The organism is Bradyrhizobium genosp. A, assembly GCF_049949275.1.
Lineage (GTDB): Bacteria > Pseudomonadota > Alphaproteobacteria > Rhizobiales > Xanthobacteraceae > Bradyrhizobium.
The window spans coordinates 7,941,793-7,956,251 of record NZ_CP188196.1 but is presented as its reverse complement, the minus strand read 5'-3'; the positions used below and the strand labels follow the sequence as shown (position 1 = coordinate 7,956,251).

Genomic DNA, 14,459 nt, shown 5'->3' with positions numbered 1-14,459 from the left:
CTCTCAGATGACCTTGCCAGGGTTGAGCAGATGATCGGGATCGAGCGCGGCCTTCAACGTGCGCATCAGGGCGATCTCGGGCTCGCCGCGCGTATGTCCCAGCCATTTCCTCTTCAGCGTGCCGATGCCGTGCTCGGCGGAAACGCTGCCGCCCATGTCGCGCACGAGACCATAGATGATCGTGTCCATCTCCTCCTTGGGCTGCTGCTCGACGGGAAGACCCGTGACCCAGGAGACGAGGTGCAGATTGCCGTCGCCGATGTGACCGTAATAGACGCTCTCGCAGCCCGCGATGCCGGAGGCGAGCGCTGCCTTGCAGCGCGTGGCGAACTCGTCCATCCGCGCCACTGCAAGTCCGATGTCGTAGGAGATGTGCGGACCCAGCACCTGGCCGAATTCGGCGCAGATGTCGCGCACGCGCCAAAACGCCTGCGTCTGCGCCAGCGATTGCGCCACGGCGGTATCCGCGAGCAGCCCGCGCTCCATCAGCTCTTCGAGCCAGGCCTGGAAGCGCGGTGCATCAAGGCTCTCGTCGGTGCCTTGTGCCTCGACCAGCACATAGAGGCCGTGGCCGGCGGCGACCGGCGGCTTCACGCCGGCGCGCGTCGTGATGACGTTCCAATAGTCCGGCCACATCACCTCGAACGCCGAGAGCAGCGGGCCGAGCCCACTGCGTGCGGCATCGAGCAGCGCGATCACCGCCGCATAATCCTTCAGCGCGCAGAGGGCGGCCATGGTCGAGCGCGGTTTCGAAAACAGCCGCAGCACCACGCGGGTGATGATCCCAAGCGTGCCTTCCGAGCCGATGAAGAGATGCTTCAGATCGTAGCCGGCATTGTTCTTCATCAGCTTGTTGAGGCTGGTGATGATGGTGCCGTCGGGCAGCACGACTTCGAGACCGAGCACCAGCTCGCGCGTCATGCCGTAGCGGATCACGCGGTTGCCGCCGGCATTGGTCGAGAGATTGCCGCCGATCGTGCAGGAGCCGCGCGAGCCGAGATCGAGCGGAAAGAAGAAGCCGGCTTCGTCGGCAGCCTTCTGGATCGTCTCCAGCGGCGTGCCGGATTTCACCGTCATCGTCATCGAGGCACGATCGATCTCCTCGATGCCGGTCATCCGCTCCAGCGAGATCGCGACCCAGCCGGCTTCGGGCGCGGCGCCGCGGCAGAGCCCGGTCAAGCCGCCCTGTGGCACGAAGGGCAGGCGCGCCTGCCGGCAGGTTTCAATCGCATCGGCAACGCCCTGCGCGTCGAGCGGCCGGATCACTGCGAGCGGCGTCTGCGGCAGGCTCGCGCTCCAGTCGTTGCAATTGCGCGCGGGCACGTCGCTGCCGGTCAGCACGGCTGCGGCACCGAGCTTGTCACGCAAGGCAGCGAGTAACGGCTCGGGATGTCTGACGGGGGTCACCATGTTCATGCGAGACCTCCTCTCAATTTGGCTGCGCATCATGCGCGCCGTGACGGCGGAAAGGAATTGCGTCCATCTTGTATGTAAGGTACAAGATGAAAAGTAAAGCAAAAACAAGGCTCGGTAAGCTGTCTAAGGTCATTGGGGATCAGGGGGCTTATTCGGGAGCCGCAGCATGGGTGGTGCTATGACGGAGGCAATTCGCGGGTTCTGGGTGGCGTCGGCGACGCCGCTGGCGACGGACGGCAGCGTGGACTCCGCCACGCTTGCCGCTCATGCCAAAAAACTCTTCGGCAAGGGCGTCGACGGCGTCGTGCTGTTCGGCACCACCGGCGAGGGCACCTCGTTCAATGTTGCCGAACGCGTCGCAACCATCGAAGCCGTGCTCAGGGCCGGCCTGCCGGCGGAGCGCATCGGCATCGGCGGCGGCTTCCCCGCCATCAGCGACTGCATCGCGCTGACACGCGCCGTGCTCGGTCTTGGTCTGCGCCACGTGCTGTATCTGCCGCCTTACTTCGACCGCAGCGTCACGCCTGAAGGCATCGAGGACGCGTTTGCGGCGATCTTCGACAGTGTCGCCGACGATCGTCTACGCGCCTATCTCTATCATATTCCGCAGGTCTCGGGCGTCGCGATCCCAACGGCGGTCGCGGCGAATTTGCGCAAGCGTTACGGCAAGGTGGTTGCGGGCCTGAAGGACTCCAGCGGCGACTTCAAGCAGTTCCAGGCATTCCGCGCCGCTGCGCCGGAACTCGCCATCACCGTCGGCAACGAAACCGACATCGCGCGTGCGATCGCCGGCGGCGGCGCCGGCACCATCTGCGGCATGGCCAACATCACGCCGGAGCTGGTCAAGGCGATGATCGACGGCAAGGATATCGAAGCGCGCATGCAGGCCGCGGTCGATATCGTGGTGAAGTCGCCATCCTTCCTGACGACGCTGAAGGCCATTCTCGCCGCGCAGACCGGTGACGCCGGCTGGTTGCGCGTGCGTCCGCCGCTGCGTGCGTTGTCGGACGGCACCGCGCTCAAGGCGAAGCTGGACGAACTGACCAGCCCCGTGATCGCCTGAGCGCGCGTTTCATTCGCGGTGAACCTCCGCGATGCGCGCCGACATGGCGCGGGCCGCAACCAGCGCGGCCGCGAAGCCTGCCGCCGCGCCGACGCCGAGCGCCCAGCGCGGGCCCAGATTGTCCGCCACCCATCCGACAATCGGTGCGCCGATCGGCGTGCCGCCCAGCGCGACGCCGAGGCGCAGCGCCATCACGCGCCCCCTCATCCGCGGTTCGGTGGAGAGCTGCATCATGGCGTTCGAGGTATTCGTGACCGTTAGCGCCGCGACACCGATCAGGACAAGGCTGCCGGCGAACAGCCAGTAGCTGGGTGCAAGCGCGGCCAGCGTGCATCCTGCCCCGAAAGCCGCAGCCCCCAGCAGCAGCGAGACAAACCGTGGCTGTGCGCGCCCCGCGGCCAGCAGTGCGCCCGAGATCGTGCCGACCGCCATCGTCGAGGACAAGAGGCCAAAGCCGCGCGCATCGGTGTGGAAGACGCTGACTGCCATGGTCGAGATGAAGATCGGAAAATTCAGCCCGAACGTGCCGATCAGGAACAGCATGATCATGATCGCCCTGAGATCGCTGCACGACCACACGTAGCGAAACCCCTCGGTCATGCCGCCCTTGGTCCGGTGCGCCCGCGCATTGGGGCGAAGCTCCGAGGTGCGCAGCAAGGCGAGTGATCCGAGCACCGCCATGAAGGATGCGGCATTGAGCAGGAAGGCCCATCCTGTGCCGATCGAGGCGATGAAGATCCCTGCGACCGCGGGCTCGACCATCCGTGCGGCATTGAAGGACGTCGAGTTCAGCGCGATCGCATTGGAGAGCTCGCCGTCGCCGACGAGCTCGGCCACGAATGTCTGGCGCACCGGCGCGTCGAAGGCTGCGGCGCAGCCGAACAGGAAGGCAAACACGTACACATGCCAGAGCTGCACCAGGCCAGTGACGGTGAGAAGGCCGAGAACGAGCGCCAGCACGCCCATCGTCGCCTGAGTCGCGACCAGAAGCCGTCGCTGGTTGAAATGATCGGCGGCAAAGCCCGTCCACGGCATCAGCAAAAGCTGCGGCCCGAACTGGAGCGCCATCACCACGCCGACGGCCGACGCATTGTGTCGTGTGAGCTCGGTGAGCACGAGCCAGTCCTGCGCGGCGCGCTGCATCCACGTCCCGGTATTGGATACCAGCGCGCCTGCAGCCCAGACGCGGTAATTGTAGTTCCGCAGTGAGCGAAACGTGGCCGCGGCCGGCGCGCTCACGAACCCGCAGGCCGGTTGCCGCCGTGGAACTGGCCGAACCGCCGCGCGCAAAACAAGCTGAGCAGCACGGCGCCCGGTCCGAGGGCTGCGACGTCGCCGGTGTCCAGCAGTGAAAACGCTCCGACACGACAAACCAGGAGATATCCGACGACGAGGTTGAAGAAGCCCCAGAGCACGTTAACCGTCGACGAGGACAGCCCTTCTCCTCGCGGTTTTGCAAACGGGGTCTGGAACGGTTCGCCGCGCAAGCCACTGACGAGATGCGGAATGGTGTTCGCGAGACACGCGCCGCCGAAGAAATAGGATACGAAATGAAGCCAGTTCATGCCTGCGCGCTCCGTGTTGCCAATAGATCGATGATCGCCTGCGTCGAGCCGCTCTCGCCGAGCCGCGGAAAGACGTTGGCGATGCTGTAGTCGTGAGCCTCGGAACGCGGATCGGTCATGGCGTCGGTGGCAAGGGTGACGTTGAAGCCCGCCTCGTAAGCCTGGCGCGCGGTGGACTCGACGCCGGTGCCGGTGGCGACGCCGGCGATGACGACCTGCGTGACGCCGCGCTGCCGCAACTGGCTCTCGAGATCGGTGCTGGCAAATGCGCCCCATGTCCGCTTGGTCACGGCGATATCGTCGGGCTGTCGATCGAGCTCGGGAATGAGATCGGTCCATCCGTCCGGGAACGGACCGCCAGGGCGCGGCCGCTCGGTGCGGCCCGGTGCGCCGCCAGCGACATTGACCAGCACGACCGGCAGGCGATGCCGCCGAAACGCCGCGGCAAGCGTGCTGGCGCGCGCCACGACGTCGCCCATGGAGTGAACGGAAGGGAAGCCGACGATGCCGCGTTGCAGGTCGACGATGATGAGCGCGGTGATCGGGTCGAGCGTTGTCAGAGCCATGATCATGTCCTTCCGGCAGCGCGGCGTGGCTGCGTCAATCGTCGACGAGCCGTTTGAGCAAGGAGACGGCGGCGGCCAATTCGTCCTGCTCCCGCGGTGACAGCCGTGCCGAAATGGTGCGCGAGAGCCAATCCTGCCGGGCGGCGCGACCGACCCGGATCCAGTCGCGGCACGCTTTCGTCAGCGACAGAATGGTCTGACGGCCGTCCTCCGGGTCGGGGGCGCCACTGACCAGGCCTGCGGCCAGAAGAGCGGCGACTGCGGTGCTCATCGATTGTGGACGCATCTTTTCCGATCGCGCCAGGCTCGACACTGTGGCAGGGCCATCCTTTTCCAGGCGGAGCAGGATCGACACCTGAGACGGCGTCAGATCCTCCGGACCTGCTTGCTCGCGCAGCCGGCGCTTGAGCTTTCCGACCAGCGAACGGAGGTCTTCTGCGAGCGCGCCGGCGCGCGCGGACGGGCGTTGGTCCGACGAATTGATCATGGCGGAGTGAATGGCATATATGAAGCTAAACTGTAAAGACCATCTGTACAGTTAGTCTGAACAAAAGGACGTGAGCGGAAATGCCCGCCGCAACACTGGCGGCGGGGTGAGCTTGCGCGAGCGCCGAGGTCGCGGCACTCGTGCGACATGGCGTCGCGTCGATGACGCCTCGTCAGCATCGACATTGAGCAGATGCGCTCGTTTCGCGCGCGTTCCAATCGCGACGCTCCGGTCCCTGCTCACGAAAGCGTCGCAGCATCGGGCGCCGCATGATTGCGCGACCGTTCCTCCTCTTAGAACGATTCAATCCTAGAGCGATTCAAGTCGCCGCCATGTTCTCTTCTCTCGCAGCGGCTGGTAGATGCGCCAACTTCAATGCTGTGACTTGGAAGTGAATCGAAAGTGCGTGCTCCTGTGGATGGCCGTTGTGCCAGCGGTCATCGAAATCGCGCCGGCAAGAGCCGCGCTAGCCTTCTCATCGGAGCGGCCGTGCTGCTCGCCGGATATCCCTTCGACACCACCACCGTGCAGGCGCAAACGGCCCTGCCGCCGGTGAATGTGGATGCGCCGACGCAGCGGCCGAAATCGGCGCGCGCCTCGGAGCAGTCGCAACGACGCACACAGACGGCCGCGCGTCGTAACTCGAATGCAGTTTCACCCGCAGCACCGACGCCGTCCGAACGTGCTGCGGCGGACGCCGCCGCGCAACAGGCCGCAAAGCTCGGCTATCGCGCGATGCCGAGCGCGAGCACGCTGCGCTCGGGCGCGTCGCCGCTCGACACCTCACAATCCGTCAACGTCGTGCCGGCGCAGGTTCTCAAGGACCAATTGCCGCGCAACATCGACGATGCGTTGGTCAACATCAGCGGTATCACCCAGACCAACACGCTCGCGGGCACCCAGGACGCCGTGATCCGCCGCGGTTTCGGCGACAACCGCGACGGCTCGATCATGCGCAACGGCATGCCGCTGGTGCAGGGCCGCAGCTTGAACGCCGCGGTCGACAGTGTCGAGGTGCTGAAGGGACCCGCCTCGCTGCTCTACGGCATCATGGATCCCGGCGGCATCGTCAATACGATCAGCAAGCGTCCCGAGCTCTATCAGCATGGCTCGGTCACGCTGCTCGGCTCGACCTACGCGAACAATCGCAACGGCGCGGACGGCACCCTCGACCTCACCGGTCCGATCGGTGACGGTGGTCTCGCCTATCGCTTCATCGGCTATGGTGTCAGCGAGGATTATTGGCGCAATTTCGGCCGCCATCGGGAAATGCTGGTGAATCCGTCGCTCGCCTGGTACGGCGAGACCACGACGGTTCAGCTCACTTATGAGCACCGTGAGTTCATCTATCCATTCGACCGCGGTACTGCCTTCGTGAACGGCGCCCCGCTGGCGATCCCGGCGACGCGCCGGCTCGACGAACACTTCAACAACATGTGGGGCACGTCCGACCTGATGCAGGGCTCGGTCGAACAGAAGCTCGACGAGAATTGGAAGGTCACGGCGGCTTACAGCTATAACACCGAGACTTTCAGCGCCAACCAGCTCCGCATCACCAAAGTCGACGCCACGACCGGCGTCGAAACCCGCAGCAACGACGGCACCAGGAACTCGCTGAGCAACGCCAGCTACGGCACCTCCTATCTGCAGGGTGACGTCTGGGTCGGCGGCTTCCGCAACGAGATCCTGTTCGGCGGCGAGGCGATGTATCGCACGATCGACCGCCGCGACCTGATCCGCCAAGCGACTCCCAGCTTCAACTTCTACAACCCGGTCTACGGACTGGTCATACCGGGCACGACCGTCTCGGCAACCGATAGCGAGCAGACCGACAAGCTCGGCACCCGAGGGTTCTTCGCCCAGGACACGTTCCATCTGACCAACTGGCTGTCCGTGGTGGGCGGCGTGCGCTGGATGGAATACGAACAACTCGCCGGAAAGGGCCGGCCTCTGTTCATCACCAACACCAATCTGGCGGGCGACAAGGTGCTGCCGCTCGGCGGCGTCATCGTCAAGCTGAGCGACCAGCTCTCCTACTACGTGAGCTATACGCAGTCGCTGAAGCCGACGTCGGTTATCGCGGCGTTCACCACCGGCTTCGTCGTCGACTCCACTATCGCGCCTGAAGAGGGAACGCAGTGGGAGACCGGCCTGAAGTTCGACGTCAACAAGCGGCTGTCGGGCACCCTGGCGGTCTACGACATCCAGAAGAAGAACGTGCTGGTGCTGGATGACATCGGCGGCGGCAAGTCGGCGGCGCGCACCTCCGGCGCGGCCCGGTCGCGCGGTGTCGAACTCGACGTCACCGGCAGACTGACGGACGAATGGAGCATGATCGGAAGTTATGGCTATACCGACGCGCGCCTGATCAACGATCCCGCTGTTGGCAATGCAAAGTTGTTCAACGCCGCGATGAACACTGCTTCGCTCTATCTCGTCTATGATTTCGGCGACCGGCTGCCCGGACGCCTGCGCGTCGGCGGCGGCGCACACTATGTCGGCGACCGCCCGGGTGACTCCGCCAACACATTCTTCCTGCCAGCTTACACCGTTGCAGACATCTTCGCGACCTACGATACCAAAATCGACACGGTGCCTGTGACCTATCAGTTCAACGTCAAGAACCTGTTCGACAAGGTCTATTACACCTCCACAACCGGAAACGCCTTGAACGTCGCGTTGGGCGACGGCCGCCGTATCTCGCTGTCGGCGACGGTGAAGTTCTAGCGATGGAGCTGCGGCGCAAAGACGATGATGGCTCGGTCATTCCGATTGGGAGGGCCTGCGCCGATGCATAGGCTCGGGCACACCATCAAGGCGGCGCTGCTCCAGGTCCATTCCATTGCGGGCCTCGTGCTCACGCTGCTGTTCTCCCTGATCGCGCTGACCGGCGTGATCATGAGCTTTGAGGACGAGATCGTCGACCATCTGAATGCCGGCATCATGCATGTCGCGCCGCGGACGACGCCGCCGCTGCTGCCGGATCAGCTGGTGGCGCAGCTGAAGGCGGTGCCGGATGCCGGCAAGGTCGCGGCCATCATGCTGTCGAGCGATCCGTCGGCGGCTGTGCATGTCCGCTTCGCCCGCGACGAGCAGCGCGCGCGGCCGTCCTCGCTCTATGTCGACCCCTACGACGCGCACGTGCTGGGCGCGGCGCGCGGCGAGGAGTTCTTCGCAACGGTGCGCAGGCTGCATCGCTGGCTGCTCATTCTCGGCGATGCCAAGGGTTGGGGACGTCAGATCACCGGCGTTGCCGCGCTGGGCCTGATCGTGATGCTGGTCTCGGGCCTCGTGCTGCGCTGGCCGCGTCGCGCCGGCAGCGTGAAGATGTGGCTGAAGCCGAATTTCGGGCCCAGCGGCCGCGGCCTGCATCGCTCGTTGCACGCCGTCATCGGCACCTGGGTGCTTCCGGTCTATCTCGTCATGACGCTCACAGGGCTCTGGTACTCGTTTGACTGGTACAAGGACGGCGTGGTCTGGCTGCTGTCGCGTCCGCATTTGGCGGCGGCGAAGATGCAGCCGAAGCAATCGCGTCCACCCGGCCGTCCCGAACCGGCTCAACCGGTCGGGTTCGACCGCGCATGGTCGGCCCTCCAGCATGAGGAGAGCGACGGTTTCGCCAGGGCGCAGTTGACGCTCCCGGCCGGCCCGGGCACTGTGATGCGGATCCGGTCGTGGGGTAAGGATTCCTCGCTCGACACCGCACGCGACGAATTCCGCATCGATGCCGTCTCCGGTCAGGTCGTCTCGGCCGAGCGCTATGCCGACAAGTCGTTCGGCGAGAAGATCATCGCCAACGTGCTCGACATCCACCGCGGGGCGGTCCTGGGCTGGCCCGGCAAGCTCGCCTTCATGATCGCCGCAGCGCTGATGCCGCTGTTCTCGGTCACCGGCATCCTGCTCTATCTGTCGCGCCGCAAGCTGCGGCGCCCGGCGCTGCCACCGCTCGGGCGGCTCGTTCCGGGCGAGTGAGTTGCTGCCGGAAAGGCTAGCCAACACCGCGACAATCGTTCAAAAGCCCATGGCACGTCCTTGTTCGGGTTCACGCCATGAATTTTCCCTCCGTCACTCCCGCCGATATCCGCCGCGCGCTGCTGTTGCGCGAGGAGATCGCGCTGCTCGATCTCAGGCACGAGGCGGCTTTCGCTACCGGCCATCCGCTGTTCGCGGCCAACATGGCCGTCGACCGGATCGCGATCGAGGCCGCGGTGCGGCTGCCGCGCAAGGACGCGCCGGTCGTGCTCCTTGATGGCGGCGAGGGGCTGGTCGCAGCAGGCGCCGAACGCCTCGCGGCGCTCGGCTACAGCGATGTCCGCGCGCTTGATGGCGGGCTGAAAGCCTGGCGCGCAGCGGGCTACGAGGTGTTCGAGGACGTCAACTCCTACTCCAAAGCCTTTGGCGAGCTGGTCGAGGCACGTCGCCACACGCCGTCATTCAGCGCTGACGAAGTGGCAAAACTGATCGCGGACAAGGCCAACATCGCCATCCTCGACGTCCGCCGCTTCGACGAATATGCCACCATGAACATTCCGGGTTCGGTCAGCGTGCCCGGTGCGGAACTGGTGCTGCGGGCCGGTCAGGCCGCGCCCGATCCCGACACCACCATTATCGTCAATTGTGCCGGTCGCACCCGCTCGATCATCGGCACCCAGTCGCTGATCAACGCCGGCGTGCCCAACAAGGTACGGGCGCTGCGCAACGGCACGATCGGTTGGACCCTGGCGCGGCACACGCTCGATCACGGCGCCGACCGGCGCGGCGCGATCGGGTCGTTCGAGGGCGGACCCGCCAATGCTCGCGATGTCGCCTATCGCGCGGGCGTCCGCCATATCGGCGCGAACGAAATGTCGGCGCTGGTCGCGCAGTCCGATCGCACACTCTATCGTTTCGATGTGCGCGACGCGGAGGAGTATGTGGCCGGTCATCTCCCGGGCTTCCGCCACTATCCCGGTGGCCAGCTCGTGCAGGAGACCGACATGGCCGCGCCGGTGCGCGGCGCGCGCATCCTCCTGACCGACGACAAGGGCGTGCGCGCCGACATGACGGCCTCCTGGCTCGCGCAGATGGGCTGGGAGGTCTATGTGCTCGAAGGCGGCTATGCCGGCACGCTCGAGGTCGGCCCGCCGCTCGTGCTGCCGAAGCCCGACCAAGCGCATCGCTACCGCCGCCCCTATGAGGGAACCGACATCGCCGAGCGCGCGATGCAGGCCTATCTCGACTGGGAATATGGTCTCGTCGACCAGCTCCGCCGCGACGGCACGCACGGATTCTATGTGATCTGAGAGCGGCCGCGTTGATCCACCGGAGTTGTACGGGGCGGCCGCGCGGCCTTGCCACGCCGCGCGAATGATGGTCGATTTTAACCCAAATCAGTTTTGCGTTCTGCCCAGACATCCCGGCTCCCAGGGATCCCGGATCGAGCGAAGCGAAATCCTGGTTTCATGCCTATTGTGCTGCGCCTCGTCGGCGGTCTATGTGCTGCGGCAAAGCCGCCATTCATGGAGATATTATGCCAGCCCCAGGCCAAAGCCCTGAGCGGAGCGCGAAGGCGCTGCTGCTTGAAGGTGTCAACGACAGCGCGGTGGATCTGTTCAGGAGCGCGGGCTTCACCAATGTCGAGCGCCTGACCAAGGCGCTGGACGGCGAGGCACTGCGCCAGGCGCTCAAGGGCGTGACGCTGCTCGGTATCCGCTCCCGCACCCAGATCACCGACGCGGTGCTGCAAGCCGCCGATGGGCTGCTCGCGGTCGGCTGCTTCAGCGTCGGCACCAACCAGGTCGATCTGCTGGCGGCGCGCAAGCGCGGCATTCCCGTGTTCAACGCGCCGTTCTCCAATACGCGCAGCGTCGCGGAACTCGTGATCGGCGAGATCGTGATGCTGCTGCGGCAGATTTTTCCGCGCTCGGTGTCGGCCCATGACGGCGGCTGGGACAAGTCCGCCGCCGGCAGCCGCGAGGTGCGCGGCCGGACGCTCGGCATCATCGGCTACGGCAATATCGGCTCGCAACTCTCGACGCTCGCCGAAGCCATGGGCATGCGGGTGATCTATTACGATCGCACCGACAAGCTCCGCCATGGCAACACCGAGCCGGTCGAGAAGCTGGAAGAGCTGCTGGCGCAGAGCGACGTGGTCAGCCTGCATGTGCCGGAAACGCCGGAGACATCAGGCATGATCGGCGAGAAGGAGCTGCGGGCGATGAAGCCGGGCTCGTTCCTGATCAACAATAGCCGCGGCACGGTGGTCGATCTCGATGCGCTCGCAGGCGCACTGCGTGACGGCCACATCGCCGGTGCCGCCATCGACGTGTTTCCGGTCGAGCCGTCCTCGAATTCGGAGCGCTTCAAGAGCCCGCTGCAGGGCCTCGGCAACGTCATCCTCACGCCGCATGTCGGTGGTTCGACCGAAGAAGCGCAGGAGCGCATCGGCGGCGAGGTGGCGCGCAAGCTGGTCGACTATTTCATCACGGGATCGACGATGGGCGCGGTGAATTTCCCGGAAGTGCAGCTGCATCTGCGTCCCTCCGGCGTGCGCTTCAGCCATGTCCATCGCAACGTGCCGGGCATGTTGCGCCGGCTGAACGAGGTCTTCCTCCAGCGCGACATCAACATTGCCGCGCAATATCTGGAGACCGCGGGCGACCTCGGCTATGTCGTGCTGGACGCCGATCTCGGCGGCGAGGATTCAGGCGCGCTGCTGGCGCAGATCCGCGCGCTCGAGGGCACGATCGGCGCGCGGCTGGTATTCGAGCACTAGACGGCGGAACGTCACGTTCCGGTTGCATTGCTCGGCCTAAGCTCTCTAAACTGTATCATCTTTGGCGTGTGACAATTCGCGTCGAATTTGAGCTTCAGTTGCGTGGGTACCGCCATGGAACGGGACACCGTACTGATCGATCTCGCGCTTCAAGGCGGCGGTTCGCACGGCGCCTTCTCCTGGGGCGTGCTCGACCGCCTGCTGGAGGAAAAATGGCTGACCATCGCCGCGATCTCCGGAACGTCTGCCGGCGCGATGAACGCGGCGGTGCTGGCGGATGGCTGGACCGCCGGCGGCGCCGAGGGCGCGCGCGATGCGCTGGAGCAATATTGGCGCCGTGTCTCGAAGGCCGCGGCCTTCAGCCCGCTGCAGCGTTCGCCGCTCGATCGGTTGATGGGGCGCTGGACGCTCGATACGTCGCCCTTCTACATCCTGACCGATCTGATGTCGCGGGTGCTGTCGCCCTACGATCTCAATCCGACGGGCTATCATCCGCTGCGCGCGGTGCTGGCCGAGAGCATCGATTTCGAGCGGCTTGCGCGCTCGCCGATCCAGCTCTTCATCACCGCGACGCGGGTGCGCACCGGCCGCGGACGCATCTTCCGCAACGCCGAGATCACGGCGGATGTGCTACTGGCATCGGCCTGTCTGCCGACCATGTTCCGCGCGATCGAGATCGACGGCGAGCCCTATTGGGACGGCGGTTACGCCGGTAACCCGACCATCACGCCGCTGGTCCGTGAGAGCGACGCGCACGACACCATTCTCGTTCAGATCAACCCGACCGAGCGGCTGGAGGAGCCGCGAACCGCCGCGGAGATCCTCAACCGTCTCAACGAAATCTCCTTCAACTCGCCGCTGATGAAGGAGCTGCGGATGATCGCACTGCTGCGCCAGGCGGCCGATCCGGGCAGCGGCGAGGGCGCGCGCTGGGCGAAAATGCGGACGCATCGGATCAAGAGCGACATGCTGGCGAAGTTCGGCGCATCGTCGAAACTCAATGCGGAATGGGAGTTCGTCTCGATGCTGCGTGGCGAGGGGCGTATCGCCGCAGATGCGTTCCTCACCGAACACGGTGCGGATATCGGCCGGCAATCGACCGCCGATCTCGATGTCCTCCTGGCGGAGTGCTGAGGCATGGGGCTTCTCGGCCTCTTCGTCGGGCTCGGCCTGCTCGTCCTGTTTGCCTTTCGCGGCTGGAGCGTGCTGCTGCTCGCGCCGCTCGCCGCGCTCGTTGCCGCGCTGTTCGGCGGCGAGCCGCTGCTGGCGAACCTGACTCAGGTTTTCATGGTGAATGCCGCGGGATTTCTGGCGCAATTCTTCCCGATCTTCCTGCTCGGTGCCGTGTTCGGCAAATTGATGGACGATAGCGGCGCGGTGACGTCGGTTGCCGCCTTCATGGCCAAGCGTCTCGGCGAGCGCCGCGTGATCCTCGCGGTCGTGCTGGCCGGCGCGCTCGTCACCTATGGCGGCGTTAGCCTGTTCGTCGCGTTCTTCGTCATCGTGCCGATGGCTCGCTCGCTGTTTCGTGCGGCTGCAATTCCGCGCCGGTTGATTCCGGCCACGATCGTTCTGGGCACGTCGACCTTCACTATGTCGGCCTTGCCAGGCACGCCCTCGATCCAGAATGCGATCCCGATGCCGTTCTTCGGCACGACGCCGTTTGCCGCGCCGGGCCTCGGCATCGTCGCCTCCCTCATGATGCTCGGATCGGGATTTTGGTGGCTGCATCGCGCCGAGGCCAAGGCTAGGTGCGCCGGGGAGGGTTATGGTGATGACGTCGAGGATGCGACTGAACGCGCCGCATCCGACGAGCTCGTGCGCGAACGCGCGACGACGGCGCGCGAGTTCGATCCAGCCGAGATGAAGCACGGCCATCGCAGCAGCGAGCCCTCGCCGGTCCTGAGCGCCGTCCTGCCACTGGTCGTCGTCGTGGCCGTCAATCTCGTGATGTCCCTCGCGGTGCTGCCGCGGCTCGACGTCGGCTATCTCGCCGAGCGGCGTTTTGGCGAGACGTCGCTTGCCGCCGTTGCGGGCGTGTGGTCGGTCACCGTCGCCCTGGCCGCGGCGATCGTCACGACCATCGCGCTGAACTGGGCGCGCCTGCCGGCGTTGCGGCAGACCATGGACGCAGGGGCCAATGCGTCGGTGCTGCCGGCGTTCAGCGTCGCCAGTCTCGTCGGATTCGGCGCGGTTATTGCCTCGCTGCCGGCATTCGCGCTGGTGCGCGAATGGGTGCTCGCGATCGAAGGCGGCCCGCTGGTCTCGCTCGCGGTCGCGACCAATATCCTGGCGGCGCTGACCGGCTCGGCGTCGGGCGGCCTGACGATCGCGCTCGATGCGCTCGGCCAGACCTATGTCGATCTCGCTGCCCGCACCGGCATCGACCTTGCGCTGATGCACCGCGTGGCGGTGATCGGCTCGGGGACGCTGGACATCCTGCCGCACAATGGTGCTGTGGTCAGCCTGCTCGCGATCTGCGGCCTGACCCATCGCGACAGCTATTTCGACATCGTGATGGTGGGCATCGTGACGTCGCTGCTGGCGCTGGTGGCCGTGATTGCGCTGGGAGAAGCGCTGGGATCGTTCTGATCGAAAGACGTAGCCG

12 protein-coding genes are annotated in these 14,459 nt (G+C 65.5%); 7 read left to right on the top strand and 5 right to left on the bottom strand.

The features are described 5' to 3' along the window. Positions 1–3: 3 nt before the first annotated feature. Positions 4–1,416, bottom strand: a complete 1,413-nt coding sequence (locus ACP2YP_RS37270) for an FAD-binding oxidoreductase (RefSeq protein ID WP_426421275.1) — start codon at positions 1,414–1,416, stop codon at positions 4–6. 178 nt (positions 1,417–1,594) lie between these two features. Between ACP2YP_RS37270 and ACP2YP_RS37265 the strand changes: the two genes are divergently transcribed. Further along, positions 1,595–2,479, top strand: a complete 885-nt coding sequence (locus ACP2YP_RS37265) for a dihydrodipicolinate synthase family protein (protein ID WP_426426412.1) — start codon at positions 1,595–1,597, stop codon at positions 2,477–2,479. 9 nt (positions 2,480–2,488) lie between these two features. Here the strand turns inward: ACP2YP_RS37265 and ACP2YP_RS37260 are convergent, their stop codons facing one another. Genes ACP2YP_RS37260 through ACP2YP_RS37245 form a run of 4 tightly spaced genes read right to left on the bottom strand, consistent with a single transcriptional unit; the run spans position 2,489 to position 5,097 of the window. Further along, the gene (locus ACP2YP_RS37260; protein ID WP_426421274.1) at positions 2,489–3,718 is read right to left on the bottom strand and encodes an MFS transporter; all 1,230 of its coding nucleotides are present in this window, start codon (positions 3,716–3,718) and stop codon (positions 2,489–2,491) included. Continuing rightward, positions 3,715–4,044, bottom strand: a complete 330-nt coding sequence (locus tag ACP2YP_RS37255) for a hypothetical protein (protein WP_426421273.1) — start codon at positions 4,042–4,044, stop codon at positions 3,715–3,717. Before ACP2YP_RS37255 ends, ACP2YP_RS37260 begins: the two co-directional genes overlap by 4 nt. Beyond that, on the bottom strand, positions 4,041–4,610 hold the full coding sequence (locus ACP2YP_RS37250) for an isochorismatase family protein (RefSeq protein ID WP_426421272.1): 570 nt from the start codon (positions 4,608–4,610) through the stop codon (positions 4,041–4,043). Before ACP2YP_RS37250 ends, ACP2YP_RS37255 begins: the two co-directional genes overlap by 4 nt. A 34-nt stretch (positions 4,611–4,644) precedes the next feature. After that, positions 4,645–5,097: a MarR family winged helix-turn-helix transcriptional regulator gene (locus tag ACP2YP_RS37245; protein WP_254135209.1), complete on the bottom strand. Its 453-nt coding sequence runs from the start codon at positions 5,095–5,097 to the stop codon at positions 4,645–4,647. Between the two features lie 402 nt (positions 5,098–5,499). Here ACP2YP_RS37245 and ACP2YP_RS37240 point away from each other — a divergent pair, with 402 nt between their 5' ends. From ACP2YP_RS37240 to ACP2YP_RS37215, 6 genes are all read left to right on the top strand, one after another. Further along, complete coding sequence (locus tag ACP2YP_RS37240) at positions 5,500–7,824, top strand: TonB-dependent siderophore receptor (protein ID WP_426421271.1); 2,325 nt, start codon at positions 5,500–5,502, stop codon at positions 7,822–7,824. Positions 7,825–7,887: 63 nt separating this feature from the next. Continuing rightward, positions 7,888–9,069: a PepSY-associated TM helix domain-containing protein gene (locus ACP2YP_RS37235; protein WP_426421270.1), complete on the top strand. Its 1,182-nt coding sequence runs from the start codon at positions 7,888–7,890 to the stop codon at positions 9,067–9,069. 77 nt (positions 9,070–9,146) lie between these two features. After that, positions 9,147–10,379: a rhodanese-like domain-containing protein gene (locus tag ACP2YP_RS37230; RefSeq protein ID WP_426421269.1), complete on the top strand. Its 1,233-nt coding sequence runs from the start codon at positions 9,147–9,149 to the stop codon at positions 10,377–10,379. Positions 10,380–10,606: 227 nt separating this feature from the next. Then, on the top strand, positions 10,607–11,851 hold the full coding sequence (serA, locus tag ACP2YP_RS37225) for a phosphoglycerate dehydrogenase (RefSeq protein ID WP_426421268.1): 1,245 nt from the start codon (positions 10,607–10,609) through the stop codon (positions 11,849–11,851). A gap of 114 nt (positions 11,852–11,965) precedes the next feature. Beyond that, complete coding sequence (locus tag ACP2YP_RS37220) at positions 11,966–12,985, top strand: patatin-like phospholipase family protein (RefSeq protein ID WP_426421267.1); 1,020 nt, start codon at positions 11,966–11,968, stop codon at positions 12,983–12,985. Positions 12,986–12,988: 3 nt separating this feature from the next. Next, positions 12,989–14,443 carry a GntP family permease gene (locus tag ACP2YP_RS37215; protein ID WP_426421266.1) on the top strand — a complete coding sequence of 485 codons (1,455 nt, stop codon included), beginning with the start codon at positions 12,989–12,991 and terminating at the stop codon, positions 14,441–14,443. The last annotated feature ends 16 nt before the right edge of the window (positions 14,444–14,459 follow it).